This window comes from Nitrospira sp. (genome assembly GCA_029194665.1).
In the GTDB taxonomy this organism is placed as follows: Bacteria; Nitrospirota; Nitrospiria; order Nitrospirales; family Nitrospiraceae; genus Nitrospira_D.
Window position 1 is genome coordinate 36,952 of sequence record JARFXO010000003.1, and the last position, 17,737, is coordinate 54,688.

Below are 17,737 nucleotides of genomic sequence, written 5' to 3' on the forward strand. Positions count from 1 at the left end.
GGCGGCTCAAGCGAAGCTTGGTATGGCGGGCGGACTCGCCGCATTGCTGATCGCCGTATCGCCCCAGGTCTTGCGCTCTGTAGAGCTACCTGTCTTTGACCACGATGATGTGGGTCGATGGCCGATTCATTTCGCGATGGATACCGGGGCGATGCCGATGCCCGCTGATTCGATCTCGTTTCGGACGAGCCGGACGAATTCAACTGCCTGCGGTGTGTCGGCGTGAATGCACAGACTTTCGGCATGCAGGGCGACGCGTTGACCCTCAATGCTCGTGACATAGCCTGACAGGATCTGGCGCAGTTGCCGACAAACTTGCTGTTCGGTCTTGAGGAGAGCGTCTGGTTGAGAGCGTGGCACTAATGAACCGTCCGATCGGTACGCTCGGTCGGCAAAGGCTTCCTGAACGATGGTCAAACCGGTACTCTTTCCACTCTCAACCAAGACTGATCCGGCAAGGACGAAGAGGAAGAGGTGTCGGTTGAACGAGGCGATTGCTTGCGCAACGGCATCTGCGATTGTCTGATCTCTCGACGCCAAGTTATAGAGCGCGCCATGAAGCTTCACGTGGGTGACGGTCAGATGATCCAATGCCAGCACGTCGACAAGCATCTTCAGTTGTGAGGTCACCAGTGATTCGACTTGCAGCGGAGAGACCTGGTAGTCACGCCGTCCGAAACCCTCGGCGTCAGGAAAACCTGGATGTGCTCCGATTGCAGCTCCGTGCTGCGCGGCTAACCTGGCGGTGCGGCGCATGAGCGTGGGATTGCCGGCATGTACGCCACAAGCGATATTCACCGAGGTGATCAGCGGCATAAGTTGGGCTTCGAGTGCCAGGAACTCCTCGCTGTCGTACTCACCCATGTCGCTGTTCAAATCAATGGTCGTCATCCTGTGTCTCATGGCGCAGACGATCGAACTCGTTCCGGTTGATGGGTCTGAATTGGACCAGGTCGCCTGGCTTCAATAGGAAGGGAGTCACTCCGGTCTTGCGATAGATGACGAGCGGTGTACGGCCGATCAGTCGCCATCCACCAGGTGTAGCGCTGGGATAGATGCCGGTTTGGCGGTCGGCAATGCCGACGGATCCAGCTGGCACTTTCGCACGAGGAGTCGAGCGGCGAGGCATGGCCAAACGTTCAGGGATCGGACCTAAATAAGGAAAACCAGGACTGAACCCGAGCATATAGACACGATAGGGCATCGATGTGTGCAATGCGATCGCATCTGCCGGTCGCAGCCCGGCGAATGCTGCGACCTCCTCCAAATCAGGTCCCCATTCCCCACCATACAAGACAGGGACTTCATGGGCGGTGCCGTTCGATCCCGTTTCGTTTGGACTGGGTCGAGGCAGTCTGCGTAGTTTCCGGGTCATTACAGGCAAACTCCACTGAAGTGGATCGAAAAAAACGGTGACTGACCGATAAGTGGGCACGATGTCCAGGATGCCGCCCCACCCTTGATCGGCGACCGTCTCTCCAAATGAGATGGCGTGTGCGTTGATCAACGGATCGATCTGGTTGCCGAATTCGATCGTGATGGCAGAGTCGCCAAGCGGTAGGATGCGGAACATGTCTTTAGAGGTTCGACTTCGACCTCTTGCCTGATTGGATGGAGGCATGAGCTAGGGCACCAAGCCACGGAATCACAGAACAGACATCAACGAGTCTTGACTGTGGCCAGGATGGATTGGGCAGCGGCTATACCGGAAAGTGCTGCCCCTTCCATGAATCCCTGCCATTCGTAGAACGAGTTGGTGTGCTCGCCGGCAAAGAACAAATTGCCTGCCGGAACACCTTCGAGACCACCCATGGTCGTAAATTGGCCGGGACGGTAACAAGTGTAGCTGCCTTTCATCAGAGGATTCGCCGGCCAATGTTCAAGATGCGCGAGGTACTGTCCCTGCACCAGGGGCGCAGCTCCGAGCGCTCCAGGGTAGACGAGATTCAAGTCTTGCAAGAATCGCCGAGCTTCTGTTTGGACCATATGCTGGTTCAAACCTGCACCTCGAGCACCGCTGGAATAGTCGGTCAGTATGCCTCTGGTCTCTGTGCCCCGTGACGGATTGGTTTCCCATGTCGTCTGTACATTCGCAAGATCGGCATAGACAGTTCCGTTCCCTCCCAACCCGCGCCACGGTCGACTGGAAAAGCCGATCATCAACTTGGCATTGGTGCCGTAGCCGAGTCCTTGAATCGTGGCGCGTTGCGCGGGAGGGAGTTCGAGGCCTTCATCCAGATCCACCTGGCGGAGCATGGTAAAGGGGATGGCCAGCACGGCGATATCGTGCGTCTTGGCAACGGTGCGGCTGCCTAGCTGGAACGTCAGTTCGATGCGGCTGTCGCTCAGGCGACGGACGCGCACCAGCCGGCTGTCATATGTGAGCTGACCGGCGAGGTTCTGAGTCAGTCCTTCGACGATGCGGGCGTTGCCGTCCAGCAGATGATAGCGTTCGTCGCTGCCGCCGAACGGGGTGAAGGTCGAACGGTTGTCGGCGTGAATGAATAAGAGAAAATTTAGGCAGCTCTGTTCTGTTGCGGCAAGTCCATATTCTGCCTCATAGGCTGCCACAATGGCTGCCTTGGCCAAGGGGCCAGCTGGGACTCCGGCTCCGTTCCGCCCTTCCAGATAGGCCAGCAGATCCGTACGGTCCAGTGCCACATCATCGGGTGTGTGAGAGCGGGCCGTGACTTCTCGGGACAGGCGATTGAGGTCCCTCCGCATCACCGATACGAAATCACGAAATTCGGCCACAATCGCGCCCTCTGAATACCGTTGTCCCAGGAAATGGTAGAAGACCTCGCCTGGCTGTTTATTCACATCTTCCAGAGCCAGGCCGAATCGTTTGGCGTAGCCCAGCATAGTCTTGTGCGAATTGTCGATGAGCTCGCCGCCTCGTTCTGCGACCTGACCAGGGAAGAAGCCTCGTAACGACCAACAGCGGCCGCCGGTCCGCGTGGCTGCGTCGTAGATGGAAGTCCAGATGCCGCGGGCCTTGAGTGTATCGGCGCAAGCCAATCCGGCAAGCCCTGCACCGACGATACCGATGGAGAGGGAGGAGGGGAGTGGCTTGGCATCGGCGATGCGGAGCGGAAACCCCGTGATCGTTCCGAGAGCGAAGGTTGCGCCGGTCACCCCAGCGCCGAGCAGAAATTGGCGTCGGGAAATCGTGGGAGAAAACTTGGCCTGAGTGGCTTCTTGGAGCGTTCCGGCAGCATCGGCATTCGAACACCCTCGACTCTCGGCCAACATGGCCGTCGCCATCAATCGAGTGAATGAACGGAATGCAGCGCTTCGAGCCATCGAGCCCTCTTCCGGTTGGCGGCCAACCGAGGGTGGGTATCTTACAGAAGGGAGGTGGAGGTGAAAAGAGGAGAGATGGAGGTTGCTGTTACCGATGGCTGCAGCTGGGCTGCCGTCGCGAAGCCGTTGATCGATCGCCTAATCCGAAGCTTCCAATCACTCCCTTTTCGACACAGAGAAGCGTGCGACCTATTTCCATCGGCATGGGGAATGTGATGATAAAGGCCACGAGGTCGAGGAGGTCTTCGGAATCGTCGGCGAGGCGAGGGTTTGATCCAGCAAGATGGCCAAGCGGGAGCGTCAGTTCCCTCGTTCACTTTCAATCAGCACAGGTCGCGATGAACTGAGTCGATGTGAAAAATCTGGTAGGACCATGGTCGATTGTTGCAGTTCATCGACCACCGGATGGGAACCCATGTCGATCGATCCTTTGAAGAACGCACCTTCTTCCATTGAAAACGACGGAGAGGAGACATCCCCGAGCAGGACGGCGGACTTGAGCAGTTGAATCTTGCTGGTGGCACTCACGTTGCCATGGATCTTTCCTCTGCTCACAACAGTCTCGGCGATAATCGAACCACGGACCACCGCATTTTCGCCGATGACCAACATTCCTTTGGCGTGGATTTCTCCTTCGATGGCACTATCGAGTTGAACGGTACTGTGAAAGTGGACGATGCCTTTAAATGTGACATCCTTCCCTAAAACGGTAAAATTTCCGTTATCCGGGTCCATCTCGCCTCGCTTTTTGTCCCACATGATGATCCTCTTTCGGAGTGGTTTCAAGAGCAATAAAAGCTCACCATACAGGAGTCAGAAGCAAGAATCAAAGGCTGATTTTGGAAATGAGGCATGAGGAGCGCGGAAAGGTTTTTCCTGGTAGAGAATGGATCCTGATCTCGCGTGTTGTCCGAACTCTTTCATGCGATGGAGTATTCGGCCTGGATCGCGTATGATCCGACCGTTCCGCAACCGGTGGTTCAGGGAGCCGGACAGGATGGATGGCGAGGCATCGTCTCGGTGGGTACTGTGTATCGGTTGTATCAGCGCCGGAGTTGGCGTCGCAGCCGGCGCCTTCGGGGCCCATATGCTGAAGGACATGTTGGATCAGCCGATGCTGGCCGTCTACGAGACAGCGACCCGGTACCAGATGTATCACGCCTTCGGCATGATCTTGAGCGGGTTTGCTGCTCGCAGCTGGCGCGATGCCGGAGCAGTCAAAGCCGGGTGGATGTTTCTGGCCGGGACGCTCTTGTTCTCCGGGAGTCTCTATGGCGTGTCGTTGTTGGGAGTGCGCTGGCTCGGAGCTGTGACACCGATTGGAGGCACGTTATTCATTGTCGGCTGGGGCTTGCTGGCTTGGCGCGCCTGGCGTGGGAGAATCTGTTAACAAAGACGAGCAAGATGTTCAAAAAGGCCTTCCAGCAAGGCCGCAGCAAGCGAAGCGGCGAGGCGTACGCTTCGGTACGTTGAGCCTCTGAGCGACGTGAGAACGAAGCTGGAGGACTTTTTCAACATCCTGCCTAGGGCTTGCAGGCCGCCGTACGCTTGCCGCTGATGGCTCCCCATCCTCCCATGTTGTTCACAAAAGACCCTTCGATCTTCGTATTGTCCTTGATGAACAGTAAACTGTCTTCTTGCATGTGCCCGTTCTGCTCCCAGCGCAAGTAAATGCTGTCGCCAAGAATGATCATTTCCGACAGTGCGGGAATAGTGGACGGGACCTGTCCATCGGGAGGAAAGACCAGCGTGTTTTTCTGCTCTTCGTGGTGCTGGTGATTGTGAATGGTCCACTGCCAAGTCCCACAGAGGCGAGCCCGGCCTTTCGTCTGCCTAATGCGGTCCTTCCAGCCATAGATTTCCCACCAAGCGGCGATGGCCTGTTGGCTGGATTCAAATGCCGTGCGCTCGGCTGCCAACAGAAGTTCTGTATTGTGAGGACCGGGTGTTGGTTGAGAGGCTCGAAGGGTCTGGTCCTCCTGGGTGATGCGGAGCAAATCTGAAAGCGCTGCGCTTCGACTGCGAGCGCGCAACCACTCTTGTCGTGCAGCAGCAGGTGGAAGCAGGACAGCGGATGGCTCCACAGCCTGACGGATTGGATTGGCCAACTGCCATGTAGCCAGCGCCGCCATCAACTCATAGACCGACTGGGACAATTCAGCCAACTTCAGCTCATTGACCATTTTGCTTGGGAGACGTTTAGCCCCCAGTATTCCTGCCGCATCTTTCAGGCCGAGAGCAGGGCCGACGGCGGTGGTGAATAGGGTCATGGCTTTCTCGTCCGAATCGATCGGAGCGAACTGGTCGGCACGCTGAACGACTTGTTGGGCCAGCAACGTCGGGGACGTTCGTTCTTCAGCGAATGTGGGTGACAGCGTGAGAATTGACAGCCCCACGAACAGGAAGAAACCGGTCATCGTAGGACGACACCGGCTGCGACCTCGTCGATGGCCGGAGGTTTTCGAACCATCAACATCTGTGCGAGTCTGAAAACGAAGAGGCGGTCTACGTCGGGTCATGTTCCTTGAAGGCAAGATTTCAAGAAGCTCGCAGTTCGCTCCCAGGCGATGGCCGAACTGTCGGGGTCATAGGCCTGTGGCTTCATGTCATTACAGAAGGCGTAAGATGCATCGGGATAGAGATGAATCTCAACTCGCTTGGCAAATTCGGCCGCTGCGCCGCGCAATTGTTCGACGTCGTCCTGCGTGGCCCAGGTGTCCTTTCCTGCTTGGTGATACAGCACCGGTGAAAAAAGATCTTTCATCAATGTTTTGGGAGTGACCGCCTTGCCGTAGTACGAGACGGCCGCGCGAAGCCGTTTCCGATGGCAAGCGAAACGGAGCGCATAGGATCCCCCCATTCCATAGCCCACGACTCCATGGATATTCCCCTTCGTGAAGTGGCGTGTATTGAGATACTCACAGCAGGAATTGATATCCGTCATGACATGGGCGTCGTTCTGACGTTCCAGCAGAGCGGCCGCGACGTCATCGTCGGCGGTGACCATTCCTCCCAACCGTCCATAGAGATTCGGAATGATCACTGCATACCCTTCACAGGCCAGGCGGGCGCCGACATCCTTGATCTGGCCGGTCAATCCCCACCGATCATGCAGCAGGATGAGCCCTGGATAGGTCCCCGGTGGTTGCGGCCAGAATAAGAGACTATCGATTTGGTGCTCCTTCGGCACCTTGGTCTTGAAGTAGGGATCGACCATTTGATCGGTGCGCGTAGGGATCGGCACGCCGCTTGAGAAACGCGCGGTTCCTGTTCCGATCTGTTCTAACGAAAAAAGGGCGCGGTGTGTCGTAGGCATGACGGGAATGTCTTATCGGAGGGGAATCGCACTCAACATGCGTTACTATATGAAGCCGCTTGCGGGAATGTCAAATGAGCGGCGTTGACTGATCGATGCTTCCGTTTTACTCTGAATCAGTTGTGAGGGACTCGTGAATCAGGGTCGCATCGGCGTCGGGTTGATCGGGGTGGGCAGGCATGGGCTTCGTTATGCGCAGCACATCGTGCGCGACCTCCCGACGGCTGTTCTGAGCGCAGTCTGCCGGCGACATCCTGAGCAAGGGTTCGATGTACCTGGAGCCCCGCCGGTCAAGATCTATGGGGAGGCCCTGTCGCTGATCGCCGACCCCATGGTCGACGTGGCCATTGTCGTCACTCCTCCCATATTTGCCCTGGAGATCTGTCGGTTGGCGGTCCAGGCCCGCAAACCCATGCTGATTGAGAAACCGTTGGGGACCACTTCGTCCGATGCCTATGCGATGGTCGCCCTAGCCCGTGGAGCTGATGTGCCCCTGATGACGGCGCAGACCCTCCGATTCGACAATACGATCCAGCACATGAAGATGCTCCAGCCCTGTATCGGGGGTTCGCAACAATTGAACCTAGTGTTCAACATTGAGCTACGACAAACAGCTCCCGATCATGTCGCTGGTTATGGGGGGCGGGGTGCGCTGCTGGAAATCGGAGTTCACATGCTTGATCTGGTTCGGTTCATGACCGGTGAAGAGGTGCAAGACGTGCGTTGCACGATGGACCGGCAGCCCCCGCATGCGCCGGAAACGAGAGCCTCGGTTGATCTCACCACGATCGGGGGGACGACCTGCCGAATAGAAGTCACCCGAGTTTTGGGGGCACGTGCCGGTCGAGCGATATGGATCGGTTCGAAGGGGCGCGTGGAGGCCGACTGGATTCAGCGTCGAATTCGCTGTGTGGATGATGCCGGCGTCGAGACGATGCACGCCGACCCTCCTCCGTCCCAGACGGTCCTTGCCGCTCTCACCGCCTTTTTGCAGGCGGTACGAAACAATTGCTCGATGCCCATCACGGGGGAGGATGGGTGTCGTGCCGTGGAAATCGCCGAAGCCTGTTACCGGTCGGCCCAAGCAGGCGGCAAGCCGGTCACCCTTCCCATTACACACTAAGGTTCAGCGACGATGTGAGTATCCGTCTCTTCGACACCGTCGATGGCATGGATCTTCGTGATGACGACATCGGAAAGCGCCCGTTCATCCTGGACGCTGATAAAGACAAAAATGTCTGGACGGCCGAAACAGGAGTGAGCCTGTTCCACGCCGGGTATTTGTTTCAGCGCGCCGACCACGTCCTTGGTCTTTCCCGCTTTCACTTTAATGAGAATGTAGGCTCTTGTTGCCACGTGTCCCTCCTTGTAGGTTCGGACGTTCGTAAAACCCGCTTCGCCGCGAGGCGCGGGTCATGCGTAATCAGATTCAGAACGGTCATATCTTTGTCGTGGTTGCGAGATGCAAGACACGCCTCACGAGCCAGTCGATTCACCGTCCCGCTGCCCCGGGCATTGCCTTTCGATGGTGATCATAGACCTCTTCAAACCTTTGTCCTCGCGCGGTGAGCGCCGACCGGCCCTCTCGTACGAGCTGCATGAATCGCTCGAAATCATCGACCGATAGGTTGAATTGTCCAAGACCGGTTGCCAGCCGCTCCAGCTCTTCCGCAGAGGTGCGCTGGTCCGCGTCCGCGAGCGCTTCCAATATTTCAGCGGTCCATCCGTTTGCGCGAAATCGTTCGAGAAGGGGAGTGGCTTCCTCGCCGTATTTGTTGGTGAGGGCATCGCGCAGAAAACCCTGTACCGACGCATCGGTGCTCTTACTGAACGCGGATTGGAACTGGATTACGGACCTGATGACGCGGTCGGCTTCTTTGGTGCCTTCCGGTGGGAGCACGCTCGCCTGTTCAAGGGTGGCGAGGACGGCCATGGCCGACCCAACAAAGGGGGAGGCGCTTCTTGCGTGTTGAGCCTGAATCCCGTGGATTCGGCTCTCCGCGGAGGATGGAGAAATACTGGTCACGACGAAAAAAATCAGTATAGATAGCGGAATGGAGGCGAAGAGCGGGTAAGGCGTCCGGTTGGATCGTGACCGATTCGAAGCGATGGCTCCCTCCGGGCGAAACCAGAGGCACATGGGCGGGGATTATACAGAGTCGGTGAGAATGGTGCTAGAGAAGATCCGGCAGTCGGTTACTCTATTGAAACCCCCTGAGAGACTTCCTATAATCGCCCGGTTTGGCCGCGGTCTAGAGTAGGAAAGGCAGTATTTTCATGCTTGCCAAGGTTACGAGCGCGGCCCTCGTCGGGCTGGATGCCCATCTCGTTGATGTGGAGGTCGATATCGCCGGCGGCCTGCCGCAGTTCTCGGTTGTCGGGTTGCCTGACGCGACCGTCAAGGAAAGTCGAGACCGTGTGCGCTCCGCGCTGAAAAACACCGGGTTTCACTTTCCTGCCAAACGAATTACCGTGAATCTGGCTCCTGCCGGCGTGAAAAAGGAGGGCTCGGGGCTCGATCTCGCCATCGCCGTCGGGATTCTCGTCGCCGAAGATGTCATCCCTCAGGCCATGCTGGACAAGCGTGTCTTGATCGGAGAACTCTCTCTGGACGGTCGGGTGAAATCGATCACCGGAGCCTTGTCGTTTGCGCTCTCTTGCCGGTCCGGATACGAGTTGTTACTGCCCGCCGATAACGGCCCCGAAGCAGCGCTGATAGAAGGAGTGAGCGCCTATCCGATCCGGAGTCTTCCGGAGGCCGTGGAGTTTCTTAAGGGAAGCCAACTCATTGTTCCAACTTGCTCGAACCAAGACTTGCTGGAATCAGCCAGGACGACGGAGGACGACGACTATTCAGACGTTCGAGGGCAGGAGCATGCGAAGCGTGCACTCGAAATTGCGGCTGCCGGCGGACACAACGTGCTGATGGTCGGTCCTCCTGGTTCCGGCAAGACGATGTTGGCACGGCGACTTCCCTCGATCCTTCCGTTGTTGGAATTGCAAGAGGCGATTGAAACGACGCGCGTGCATAGCGTAGCCGGACAACTGACTCCCGATCGGCCGTTGCTGGCTGTACGACCGTTCCGAGCTCCTCATCACAGTATCTCTGATGCCGGGCTGGTGGGAGGAGGCACCGTTCCCAAGCCTGGGGAGGTGTCACTTGCGCATAACGGCGTACTGTTTTTGGATGAGTCCCCTGAGTTCAAACGAGGTGTGCTTGAGGGATTGCGGCAACCGTTGGAAGACGGACATATGATCTTGACCAGAGCGAGCGGAACTCTGAAATATCCTGCCCGATTCATGTTGATTGCCGCGATGAATCCTTGTCCTTGCGGATATTATGGGGATCGAACCAGACCCTGTATTTGTACCGGCACTCAGATTCGTCGGTATCGCGCGAAACTCTCCGGGCCGCTGCTCGATCGGCTGGATATTCACCTGGATGTGCCGCCTGTTCCGGTGCGCGAACTACGCACCGAACTCCCTGCTCCCGAAGGATCGACTGCGATCAGATCGCGTGTCGTGGCGGCCCGCGAGCGTCAACGACGGCGGTACCGAAGCGACGGCATCTACACGAATGGCCAGTTGAAGCCGCGGATGGTAAAGCGGTATTGTGGCCTGGGTCAACCAGCCCAAGACTTGCTCGAACAAGCGATGACCAGACTCAGACTGTCGGCGCGGGCGCATGGTCGCATCCTGCGCGTCGCCCGTACCATTGCCGACTTAGCTGACTCTGACAACATTGAGGCCATCCACATCGCGGAGGCTATTCAATACCGTTCATTCGATCGCAATCCTGACGTGTGAGGCATCAGTGGCATCGGTAAAAGTGTTTCTCTGGTGGTTTGTCGTGGGAGCGACGATGGCTCTGGCCGTCATCATGGTGCAAGGCGGCATCAGAGAGGTCATGCAGGCTCAAGGGTCCGTCTGGGAGCTGAAACTCGTCGAGGTGCTGACGACCATCATGGGCGGAGGATTGTTGGGCGGCTGTGTCGCGTTGATTCTGAATCGGATTAAGAAGTCTTAACCATACCTGCCTCTTCGCCTCCGTACAGATTTTCCACGATCCGGTTTATGCCCTGCGCTCGCAAATCGACAAATACCTTCGTGCCTATTGCCTGCTTGTGATACGAAGGAAAGTCTATCCCCTCTGAGTGCTGTGTTCTTCGGACAGATCGACAGACTCATCGATGCCGCGCAACGACCAAGTAACCAGGTAGTGGCATGTGCTTCGATTGCTGGAATCGCCGCGCGGTGTGACGCTGGATGAACTGCCCAAGCGGCTGCCCGCCGACTATACCCGCCATGCCCGAACCGTGAGGCGCGATCTGAAAGCGCTCGAGTCGGCCGGACAATCCGTTTAATCTGGTGAACAAACATGATCCCGGCAATCCGGTCAACCCGATCAACCAATACAACCCCAACAATCCGTTCAACCCCGTGAACCATTACAATCCGGATAATCCACTGAACCCAGTGAACAAGTTCAACCCCGCGGTGCCGTTCGCGCCGCTCGATGGAAGCGGCGGTCGGAGGACCGGAGCATGGTGAGGCTGGAGCCGACACGGATCGACCGGTCACCTCTCGGCGTTGGCTGCATGGAAGACATACTGCAATTCGCCCTGAAGTCCAAGCCGCTCCGCCCAGTTCCAGAGGTAGGGAAGATCCATCTGCAGGCGCGAGTTCTTGACGATGCTGATCACGTCGTCAAAGTCTCGTGGTCGGCTCGCTCGCAATTTCAAGAGAACGAGATCTTCTGGCGAGCTCATCCAGATCGTCAAGCCATGAAAATCGACAGCTCGTCGCCGATCGAGCACCGCGCGATCAAATGGGCTCAGCGAAAAGACCAGGTCAACGGGAAAATGAGGGGCAGTGGGATGCGCGAGTCGTAGGACGACTTCACGAGCCATCGGATTGGCATCGTGCCATGGCTTGTTGATCGCAAATCCGGCTGTACTCAGCAGACTGAGGAACGGTTGGGGATCGTTGCATTGAGCGAGGATAAGAAAGTCGACATCGTACGTGGCACGTGGAGTTCCCCAGACACCAAGGGCTAACGCTCCGATGACACAGTAGGGCGCTTCTGTTGAGGACAGGGCGCGATGGGCTAACTCCACTACCGCGAGGTAGTCGTTTTGAAAACCCTCGGGTTGAGTCATGACATGAATTAGGAGTGAGGGATAACCGGGTGAGTGCAATCGGATTCCTCTATGGCGCCACGGAGGGCCGATATCCAGCGATGTTGGGCGCTCGACAGACGACAAACGGCGAGGATGCCCTCGGTTGCGGAAACGGGATAGTCTGTGGGATTGATCTGAGCGGCGCTCGCATGGAGTTTGCGTAGCCAGATAGGCGGATTGGCGGGATCGAAGGCCATGGCGCGATTGTACAGGAAGCAAGAGAAAAGGCAAAGCCGGCGGGCGAGTGTGGTCCGGGCAATGTGGGAACTCTGGCCAATAAGTACAACTCCGACGTTTGCTTCTTCCCGGCACGAAAGGGCGGTTGTATGATCTGGCCCGTCTACCAACGAGAATCCTTGTTGGATTCCCAATCTTGCTTCGTGATCCAAACATGACAGACTGGCTTGCTCATGTGCGGCGAAACGACGACGGGTCGTTTGCGATTCATGAACTGGAAGACCAGTTGCGCGCAGTCATCAAGTGCCTCTGCCTAGTGGGTGAATGGAGTTTGAGATGAAATCCGCAGCAACCAGCAAGCCTAGAGGCATCACTGTGGAACCGTTCGCTTCAACATGGTCTACCCTCCAACGAACCGTTGGCGGGAGGGATACGTGGGAATCAGAATGGGAGATGATCAGGTGCAACGCAGCAGATTAGGGGGCAAACAGTTCCGCGAGGAGAGCCAGCACGCGGTCGGCGGCAGCTTGGTCGATCGCGCCCATGCGCTTGATCAGGCGAGCTTTATCCACGGTGCGAAGTTGATCCAACACAATCTGCCCCGTCTTGCGGTGAAAGCGAACAGGCACGCGAGTCGGATACGGGCGCCCTTTGGTCGTCATAGGTGCCACGATCACCGTGTCGATGTGCCGATTCATTTCATCGGGCGAGATGATCAGGCAAGGACGGGTCTTTCGAATTTCTCGGCCTTGGGTCGGATCGAGGCGAATGAGATAGACCTCGAAGCGACGGACTACCATTGCCATTCATCGCGATCCCATTGCGAAGGGGAGGAGCGCTCTTGGTCGAGGAGTCGATCGTCGCCGGTCTTGTGCATGGCGCGAAAGGCCTCGTCCCATCCGCTACGGGGCCGTGATGTGGAACGTACCACCAGTTGATTGCCCTGGATCTCGATCTCCACGGGACCGTCCAGATGACACTGCTGGAGAACGGATTTTGGGATGCGGATACCCTGAGAGTTGCCGATGGGTACGATCTTGGTTTTCATGGACAAGGCCCCATTCAAGACGATGTGGCTACGGAGTAATTACATTGGGTGTCGGCTCTGTGTCAAGAACATCGCGAGGAATCTGTGGCTGAACAAGAGCGAGGTGTACGGATGTGGGGGAACCGATGAGGATGTGGAGCAATCCGGCAAATACGGAGAACTCCGAAGGGTGGCTGGGCCGGTGGAGGGTGGGATTCGTCGAGGGAGCCTGAGATGAGGACCCGCATTCTGGAAGAACATTGCCAGTCTCATGCGGCTCATGTGCGCCGGAACGCAGACGGGTCGTTTGCGATCCACCATCTTGAAGACCATTTGCGCACGGTGGGTGATCTGGTGGGCGAGGTGTCATTACCCAATTCGCGCTTAAAGCGCATGGTATTGACGGGTGACGCTTATCGGGTCTCTCATCGGCCGTAAGCCATTGGGTTCTAACGACTGAGGGCGTGATTTCCTAAATGGAAAAGGGTAAGCTCCCGCCGATTTATCTAGGAGTCTTATTGTAAGCTTTCCTTCTAATCAATCGGAGAGTAGGGCATGTCGAAAGCGAAGATGGAATCAGCGAAAGCTAAGAACGGCGAATCAGCAGGACTTGAAGCAAAGCTCTGGGCCGCGGCCGATGCGTTGCGAAACAATATGGACGCAGCGGAGTATAAGCATGTCGTGCTCGGCCTGATCTTCCTCAAGTACATCTCGGATGCGTTCGAAGCGAAACATGCCGAGCTTGAGGCGCAAAAGAAACAGGGTGCAGACCCGAAAGATCCAGACGAATACAAAGCCGCGAGTATTTTCTGGGTACCGAAGGAAGCGCGGTGGTCACATCTCAAGGCGAGTGCTCCGCAACCGACCATCGGAACGATCGTCGACGATGCGATGAGCGCCATCGAGCGGGATAACCCGTCGCTCAAGGGAGTTCTCCCAAAAGATTATGCCAGGCCAGGGCTCGACAAGCAGCGGCTTGGCCAGCTCATCAATCTGGTCAGCGATATCGGCCTCGGCAGTCCGGCGGATCGGGCCAAAGATATTCTGGGTCGGGTCTACGAATACTTTCTTGCGCAATTCGCCAGCGCCGAAGGCAAAAAGGGCGGACAGTTCTATACGCCTTCCAGAGTCGTCCGCGTGCTCGTTGAAATGCTGGCTCCATACAAGGGCCGTGTCTATGACCCCTGCTGCGGGTCGGGTGGCATGTTCGTCAGCAGCGAAAAGTTCATCGAGGCGCACAGCGGCAAGCTCGGTGACATCTCCATCTATGGTCAGGAGTCCAACTACACCACATGGCGGCTGGCCAAGATGAACCTTGCCATCCGTGGCATCGACGCGCAGATCGCGCACGGCGACACTTTCCACAACGACAAACACCCAGATCTCAAAGCCGACTACGTGCTCGCCAATCCGCCCTTTAACGACAGCGACTGGCGCGGCGAGCTGTTGAAAGATGACAAGCGCTGGGTCTACGGCACGCCGCCTACGGGCAATGCCAACTACGCCTGGGTACAGCACTTCATCCATCATCTGGCTCCCACCGGGATTGCCGGTTTCGTGCTCGCCAACGGATCAATGTCATCGAATCAGTCGGGCGAGGGTGAGATCCGCAAAGCCATCATTGAAGCCGACCTCGTAGACTGCATGGTGGCGCTGCCGGGCCAATTGTTTTACTCGACACAGATTCCTGTTTGTCTCTGGTTCATTGCTCGCGATAAGCGTGGGCAACCCTCACCTGGCCTTCGGCCACCCTCTCCCAGTGAGAGAGGGGCTAGGGGTGAGGGATACCGAGACCGACGGGGCGAGGTATTGTTCATCGACGCGCGCAAGCTCGGCACCATGGTGGACCGTGTGCACCGGGAGCTGACCGATGCCGACATCGCCAAGATTGCCGGGACGTATCATGCTTGGCGCGGCGACTCCTTCGATCGTCATTCCCGCGAAAGCGGGAATCCAATTCCATATTCGGGCATCCCTGGTTTCTGTAAGGCGGCGAAACTCGACGACATCCGTAAACACGGTCACGTGCTCACGCCAGGTCGCTACGTCGGCGCTGAAGCTGCCGAAGATGATGCCGAGCCGTTCGAGGAGAAGATGAAGCGGCTGATCGCGACCTTGCGCGAGCAGCAAGCTGAGGGAGCGAAACTCGATGCCGCGATTGGAGCTAACCTGAAGGAGTTTGGGTATGGCGAGTGAGTGGCGCGATACGACGCTTGGAGGGTTTGTGACCCTGCAGCGGGGTCACGACCTGACCGACGCCGAGCGCAGGCCCGGCACAGTTCCCGTCATGGGCGCCGCCGGACAGAACGGCTTTCATGACACAGCGCTGGCGAAAGGTCCGGGGATTGTCATCGGGCGAAGTGGTGCATCGTTCGGACAAGTGCATTACTGCGAAAAGGACTTCTGGCCACACAACACTGGTCTCTACGTCACAGATTTTGGGGAGAACAGCCCGCGCTTTGCCTACTACTTCCTAAAGGCACTCGACTTCAGTTGCTTCAACTCTGGTAGTGCACAGCCGTCCCTGAACAGGAACTTCATCTATCCGATTGAAGTTCAGGTTCCGCCTCCGGATGAACAACGCGCCATCGCCCACATCCTCGGCACGCTGGACGACAAGATTGAGCTGAACCGGAAGATGAACGAGACGCTGGAGGCGATGGCGCGGTCGCTCTTCAAGTCGTGGTTCGTTGATTTCGATCCGGTGCGGCGAAACGCCGCCCGCGCTCGAAATCAACCCTCACCCCCAGCCCCTCTCCCAAAGGGCGAGGGGAGCAATCATTATCGTTGTGGGTATGCCTTTGCAGGGCTGGTTGAGGCAGCGCGAGCCTTGCGAAAGAAGCAGACACCTGCGGAAATTATCTTCTGGGAATTGGTCCGCGACAGACAATTGATGGGTTTGAAGTTTCGGCGTCAACACCAGATGGGAGACTACATCGCCGACTTCTATTGCCACGAACATCGGCTGGTCATCGAACTGGACGGTGGCATCCATGCCGAAAAGCGAAAAAAGGATCACAAGCGTGATGCGTGGATGAAGGCCCAGGAGTTCACCGTTTTGCAGTTTCCGAATCAGCAGCTGCTGGACGATCCAGAGTCCGTGCTTCGGGCCATCGCCGAGGGCGTTCGGCCCACGTCTCCACACCCTCTCCCACTGGGAGAGGGTCAGGGTGAGGGTTCGGTCGAGGATCTCGACCGATTGTTCCCCGATTCCTTCGAAGACTCCGAACTAGGGGAGATTCCAAGGGGGTGGGCGGTTGGTCATTTCGGTGACGTGGTGGATCATTTAAAGGATCAGGAGAATCCTCTTCTGTCGCCGGATGTGCTCTTCTACCACTTCAGTCTTCCGGCCTTTGACGAGGGGCAAAGCCCCAAGACTGAATACGGCGAGGGCATCAAGAGCCAGAAGTCTCGTGTGCCAGCGGGCGTCGTCTTGCTTTCCAAGCTCAATCCCGAGATCGAGCGGGTGTGGCTCGTTGACGTAAGCCCGACCGACCGAGCAGTGTGCTCAACGGAGTTTCTGGTCCTTCGCGGGAGATCTCCGTTCACGAGAGGCTTTGTCTATTGCCTCGCACGCACGCCGTTGTTTCGCCAGCAGATTGAGAGTCTTGTAACAGGAACGTCGAAGAGCCATCAGCGAGCGCAAGTCGAGTCCATTCTCAACGTCCCAGTAGTCTTTCCACCTTCGTCCATTGTCGTAGCGTTCGATCGCATGTCTGAAACTCTGCTTGCGCGAACTCTCGAATGTCGGCGAGATTCGCGCACCCTCACTGCCTTGCGCGATACGCTGCTGCCCAAGCTCATTTCGGGGGAGCTGCGGGTGAAGGATGCAGGGAGGTTCATGGAGAGAGGATGTGAATCAACTGCCCGGAATCATGATTCATACAGGGTCTGATGGTAGGGGCGGTTCACGAACCGCCCCTACACAGAATCGTAAATCCATTGGACGGGTGATGGGTTCATAAAGGGAAGAATGTGATGACGATGAATCACGGCAGGCACCATCGTCGGTCCATTCGACTGAAGGGCTACGACTATGCACAAGCCGGTGCGTACTTCGTGACGATGTGCACACAGAATCGGGCCTGTCTGTTTGGCAACGTCGTCGATGGCCAGATGCGGCTCAATGAATGTGGGCAGGTGGTGGCGGATTCGTGGCTGTGGCTGTCTGCCCGATATCCTCATGTTGATTTGGATGAATGGGTGGTGATGCCAAATCACCTGCACGGCATCATCATTCTGACGGGGCCGGACGGTAGGGGTGGTTCGCGAACCGCCCCTACAGAGAACCGTAAACCCATCGGGCGATTGATCGGGGCATTCAAAACCGTCTCCACCAAACGTCTCAATACAATGCACAACTCCCCTGGTGTTCCGGTCTGGCAGCGCAACTACTACGAGCACATCGTCCGCAGCGAGGAAGCTCTCATCCACATTCGCCGATACATCGTCGGCAATCCCGCCCATTGGGAGGAAGATCGCGAGAACCCGCAGGCGGTAGGGGCGATTCGTGAACCGCCCCCGTTCAAGGGCCTATGGCAGGCTTGACCGAATCCATCGTCGAATCCGCCGCCCTCGCCTGGCTCGAAGGCTTGGGCTACCAGGAGCTGCATGGACCGGTTATCGCTGTACGACCGTTTCTTTTTTGCGGTAGTTGTCGTTAACTACCGCAACTATGTAACATGATGTGATGGTGAGATCCATGGAAGATCGTCTGAGGAAGGCGCTTCGCAA

The 17,737-nt window shown here is 57.2% G+C and carries 23 protein-coding genes; 12 read left to right on the forward strand and 11 right to left on the reverse strand.

Annotation, left to right across the window (positions count from 1 at the left end; genetic code table 11):
* Positions 1-126: 126 nt before the first annotated feature.
* The 4 genes from P0119_09595 to P0119_09610 form a co-directional block, all read right to left on the reverse strand.
* Positions 127-891 carry a LamB/YcsF family protein gene (locus tag P0119_09595; protein ID MDF0666305.1) on the reverse strand — a complete coding sequence of 255 codons (765 nt, stop codon included), beginning with the start codon at positions 889-891 and terminating at the stop codon, positions 127-129.
* Positions 878-1,621 (reverse strand): 5-oxoprolinase subunit PxpB, encoded by a 744-nt coding sequence (gene pxpB / locus P0119_09600; protein MDF0666306.1) that lies wholly within the window; start codon positions 1,619-1,621, stop codon positions 878-880. The genes P0119_09595 and pxpB overlap by 14 nt, the downstream gene beginning before the upstream one ends.
* Positions 1,622-1,659: 38 nt before the next feature.
* Positions 1,660-3,303 carry an FAD-dependent oxidoreductase gene (locus P0119_09605; GenBank protein ID MDF0666307.1) on the reverse strand — a complete coding sequence of 548 codons (1,644 nt, stop codon included), beginning with the start codon at positions 3,301-3,303 and terminating at the stop codon, positions 1,660-1,662.
* Between the two features lie 300 nt (positions 3,304-3,603).
* Positions 3,604-4,062, reverse strand: coding sequence for a polymer-forming cytoskeletal protein (locus tag P0119_09610; GenBank protein MDF0666308.1), 459 nt, complete (start codon positions 4,060-4,062; stop codon positions 3,604-3,606).
* A gap of 193 nt (positions 4,063-4,255) precedes the next feature.
* Here P0119_09610 and P0119_09615 point away from each other — a divergent pair, with 193 nt between their 5' ends.
* On the forward strand, positions 4,256-4,693 hold the full coding sequence (locus P0119_09615; protein MDF0666309.1) for a DUF423 domain-containing protein: 438 nt from the start codon (positions 4,256-4,258) through the stop codon (positions 4,691-4,693).
* A 133-nt stretch (positions 4,694-4,826) separates the two neighbouring features.
* Here P0119_09615 and P0119_09620 read toward each other — a convergent pair whose 3' ends face one another.
* Both P0119_09620 and P0119_09625 read right to left on the reverse strand, forming a co-directional pair.
* Positions 4,827-5,720 (reverse strand): hypothetical protein, encoded by an 894-nt coding sequence (locus P0119_09620; GenBank protein ID MDF0666310.1) that lies wholly within the window; start codon positions 5,718-5,720, stop codon positions 4,827-4,829.
* A 98-nt stretch (positions 5,721-5,818) separates the two neighbouring features.
* Positions 5,819-6,619: a dienelactone hydrolase family protein gene (locus P0119_09625; GenBank protein MDF0666311.1), complete on the reverse strand. Its 801-nt coding sequence runs from the start codon at positions 6,617-6,619 to the stop codon at positions 5,819-5,821.
* Between the two features lie 133 nt (positions 6,620-6,752).
* On the opposite strand from P0119_09625, the gene P0119_09630 reads away from it, so the two are divergent.
* Positions 6,753-7,742: a Gfo/Idh/MocA family oxidoreductase gene (locus P0119_09630; protein ID MDF0666312.1), complete on the forward strand. Its 990-nt coding sequence runs from the start codon at positions 6,753-6,755 to the stop codon at positions 7,740-7,742.
* On the opposite strand, the gene P0119_09635 is transcribed toward P0119_09630, so the two are convergent.
* Both P0119_09635 and P0119_09640 read right to left on the reverse strand, forming a co-directional pair.
* Positions 7,739-7,975 carry an Lrp/AsnC ligand binding domain-containing protein gene (locus P0119_09635; GenBank protein ID MDF0666313.1) on the reverse strand — a complete coding sequence of 79 codons (237 nt, stop codon included), beginning with the start codon at positions 7,973-7,975 and terminating at the stop codon, positions 7,739-7,741. The two genes, P0119_09630 and P0119_09635, sit on opposite strands and share 4 nt — an antisense overlap.
* Positions 7,976-8,111: 136 nt before the next feature.
* Positions 8,112-8,552, reverse strand: coding sequence for a hypothetical protein (locus tag P0119_09640; GenBank protein MDF0666314.1), 441 nt, complete (start codon positions 8,550-8,552; stop codon positions 8,112-8,114).
* Positions 8,553-8,896: 344 nt separating this feature from the next.
* Between P0119_09640 and P0119_09645 the strand changes: the two genes are divergently transcribed.
* From P0119_09645 to P0119_09660, 4 genes are all read left to right on the forward strand, one after another.
* Positions 8,897-10,426: a YifB family Mg chelatase-like AAA ATPase gene (locus tag P0119_09645; protein ID MDF0666315.1), complete on the forward strand. Its 1,530-nt coding sequence runs from the start codon at positions 8,897-8,899 to the stop codon at positions 10,424-10,426.
* Between the two features lie 7 nt (positions 10,427-10,433).
* Positions 10,434-10,646, forward strand: coding sequence for a hypothetical protein (locus tag P0119_09650; GenBank protein MDF0666316.1), 213 nt, complete (start codon positions 10,434-10,436; stop codon positions 10,644-10,646).
* A gap of 199 nt (positions 10,647-10,845) precedes the next feature.
* Entirely contained in the window at positions 10,846-10,983 is a 138-nt protein-coding gene (locus tag P0119_09655; GenBank protein ID MDF0666317.1) for a hypothetical protein, read from the forward strand.
* 4 nt (positions 10,984-10,987) lie between these two features.
* Positions 10,988-11,170: a hypothetical protein gene (locus tag P0119_09660; protein ID MDF0666318.1), complete on the forward strand. Its 183-nt coding sequence runs from the start codon at positions 10,988-10,990 to the stop codon at positions 11,168-11,170.
* 26 nt (positions 11,171-11,196) lie between these two features.
* On the opposite strand, the gene P0119_09665 is transcribed toward P0119_09660, so the two are convergent.
* A complete protein-coding gene (locus P0119_09665; protein MDF0666319.1) occupies positions 11,197-11,778 on the reverse strand; it encodes a hypothetical protein in 582 nt (193 codons plus the stop codon).
* A gap of 29 nt (positions 11,779-11,807) precedes the next feature.
* Between P0119_09665 and P0119_09670 the strand changes: the two genes are divergently transcribed.
* Positions 11,808-11,963: a hypothetical protein gene (locus tag P0119_09670; protein MDF0666320.1), complete on the forward strand. Its 156-nt coding sequence runs from the start codon at positions 11,808-11,810 to the stop codon at positions 11,961-11,963.
* Positions 11,964-12,452: 489 nt separating this feature from the next.
* On the opposite strand, the gene P0119_09675 is transcribed toward P0119_09670, so the two are convergent.
* Both P0119_09675 and P0119_09680 read right to left on the reverse strand, forming a co-directional pair.
* On the reverse strand, positions 12,453-12,782 hold the full coding sequence (locus tag P0119_09675; GenBank protein MDF0666321.1) for a type II toxin-antitoxin system PemK/MazF family toxin: 330 nt from the start codon (positions 12,780-12,782) through the stop codon (positions 12,453-12,455).
* Positions 12,770-13,024, reverse strand: a complete 255-nt coding sequence (locus tag P0119_09680) for an AbrB/MazE/SpoVT family DNA-binding domain-containing protein (protein ID MDF0666322.1) — start codon at positions 13,022-13,024, stop codon at positions 12,770-12,772. The genes P0119_09675 and P0119_09680 overlap by 13 nt, the downstream gene beginning before the upstream one ends.
* Between P0119_09680 and P0119_09685 the strand changes: the two genes are divergently transcribed.
* The 5 genes from P0119_09685 (at position 13,023) to P0119_09705 (ending at position 17,551) form a co-directional block, all read left to right on the forward strand.
* Positions 13,023-13,241: a hypothetical protein gene (locus P0119_09685; GenBank protein ID MDF0666323.1), complete on the forward strand. Its 219-nt coding sequence runs from the start codon at positions 13,023-13,025 to the stop codon at positions 13,239-13,241. The two genes, P0119_09680 and P0119_09685, sit on opposite strands and share 2 nt — an antisense overlap.
* Positions 13,238-13,441: a hypothetical protein gene (locus tag P0119_09690; protein MDF0666324.1), complete on the forward strand. Its 204-nt coding sequence runs from the start codon at positions 13,238-13,240 to the stop codon at positions 13,439-13,441. Before P0119_09685 ends, P0119_09690 begins: the two co-directional genes overlap by 4 nt.
* Positions 13,442-13,558: 117 nt before the next feature.
* Positions 13,559-15,199, forward strand: coding sequence for a class I SAM-dependent DNA methyltransferase (locus P0119_09695; protein MDF0666325.1), 1,641 nt, complete (start codon positions 13,559-13,561; stop codon positions 15,197-15,199).
* A complete protein-coding gene (locus P0119_09700) occupies positions 15,189-16,898 on the forward strand; it encodes a DUF559 domain-containing protein (GenBank protein MDF0666326.1) in 1,710 nt (569 codons plus the stop codon). The genes P0119_09695 and P0119_09700 overlap by 11 nt, the downstream gene beginning before the upstream one ends.
* 83 nt (positions 16,899-16,981) lie before the next feature.
* On the forward strand, positions 16,982-17,551 hold the full coding sequence (locus P0119_09705) for a hypothetical protein (GenBank protein MDF0666327.1): 570 nt from the start codon (positions 16,982-16,984) through the stop codon (positions 17,549-17,551).
* The last annotated feature ends 186 nt before the right edge of the window (positions 17,552-17,737 follow it).

Excerpts from the sequence above, each read along its gene's own strand:
- P0119_09595 (MDF0666305.1), bottom strand. The coding sequence starts at position 891 with ATGACGACCATTGATTTGAACAGCGACATGGGTGAGTACGACAGCGAG.
- pxpB (MDF0666306.1), bottom strand. The coding sequence starts at position 1,621 with ATGCCTCCATCCAATCAGGCAAGAGGTCGAAGTCGAACCTCTAAAGAC.
- P0119_09605 (MDF0666307.1), bottom strand. The coding sequence starts at position 3,303 with ATGGCTCGAAGCGCTGCATTCCGTTCATTCACTCGATTGATGGCGACG.
- P0119_09610 (MDF0666308.1), bottom strand. The coding sequence starts at position 4,062 with ATGTGGGACAAAAAGCGAGGCGAGATGGACCCGGATAACGGAAATTTT.
- P0119_09615 (MDF0666309.1), top strand. The coding sequence starts at position 4,256 with ATGATCCGACCGTTCCGCAACCGGTGGTTCAGGGAGCCGGACAGGATG.
- P0119_09620 (MDF0666310.1), bottom strand. The coding sequence starts at position 5,720 with ATGACCGGTTTCTTCCTGTTCGTGGGGCTGTCAATTCTCACGCTGTCA.
- P0119_09625 (MDF0666311.1), bottom strand. The coding sequence starts at position 6,619 with ATGCCTACGACACACCGCGCCCTTTTTTCGTTAGAACAGATCGGAACA.
- P0119_09640 (MDF0666314.1), bottom strand. The coding sequence starts at position 8,552 with ATGGCCGTCCTCGCCACCCTTGAACAGGCGAGCGTGCTCCCACCGGAA.
- P0119_09645 (MDF0666315.1), top strand. The coding sequence starts at position 8,897 with ATGCTTGCCAAGGTTACGAGCGCGGCCCTCGTCGGGCTGGATGCCCAT.
- P0119_09665 (MDF0666319.1), bottom strand. The coding sequence starts at position 11,778 with ATGACTCAACCCGAGGGTTTTCAAAACGACTACCTCGCGGTAGTGGAG.
- P0119_09675 (MDF0666321.1), bottom strand. The coding sequence starts at position 12,782 with ATGGCAATGGTAGTCCGTCGCTTCGAGGTCTATCTCATTCGCCTCGAT.
- P0119_09685 (MDF0666323.1), top strand. The coding sequence starts at position 13,023 with ATGGACAAGGCCCCATTCAAGACGATGTGGCTACGGAGTAATTACATT.
- P0119_09680 (MDF0666322.1), bottom strand. The coding sequence starts at position 13,024 with ATGAAAACCAAGATCGTACCCATCGGCAACTCTCAGGGTATCCGCATC.
- P0119_09690 (MDF0666324.1), top strand. The coding sequence starts at position 13,238 with ATGAGGACCCGCATTCTGGAAGAACATTGCCAGTCTCATGCGGCTCAT.
- P0119_09695 (MDF0666325.1), top strand. The coding sequence starts at position 13,559 with ATGTCGAAAGCGAAGATGGAATCAGCGAAAGCTAAGAACGGCGAATCA.
- P0119_09700 (MDF0666326.1), top strand. The coding sequence starts at position 15,189 with ATGGCGAGTGAGTGGCGCGATACGACGCTTGGAGGGTTTGTGACCCTG.
- P0119_09705 (MDF0666327.1), top strand. The coding sequence starts at position 16,982 with ATGACGATGAATCACGGCAGGCACCATCGTCGGTCCATTCGACTGAAG.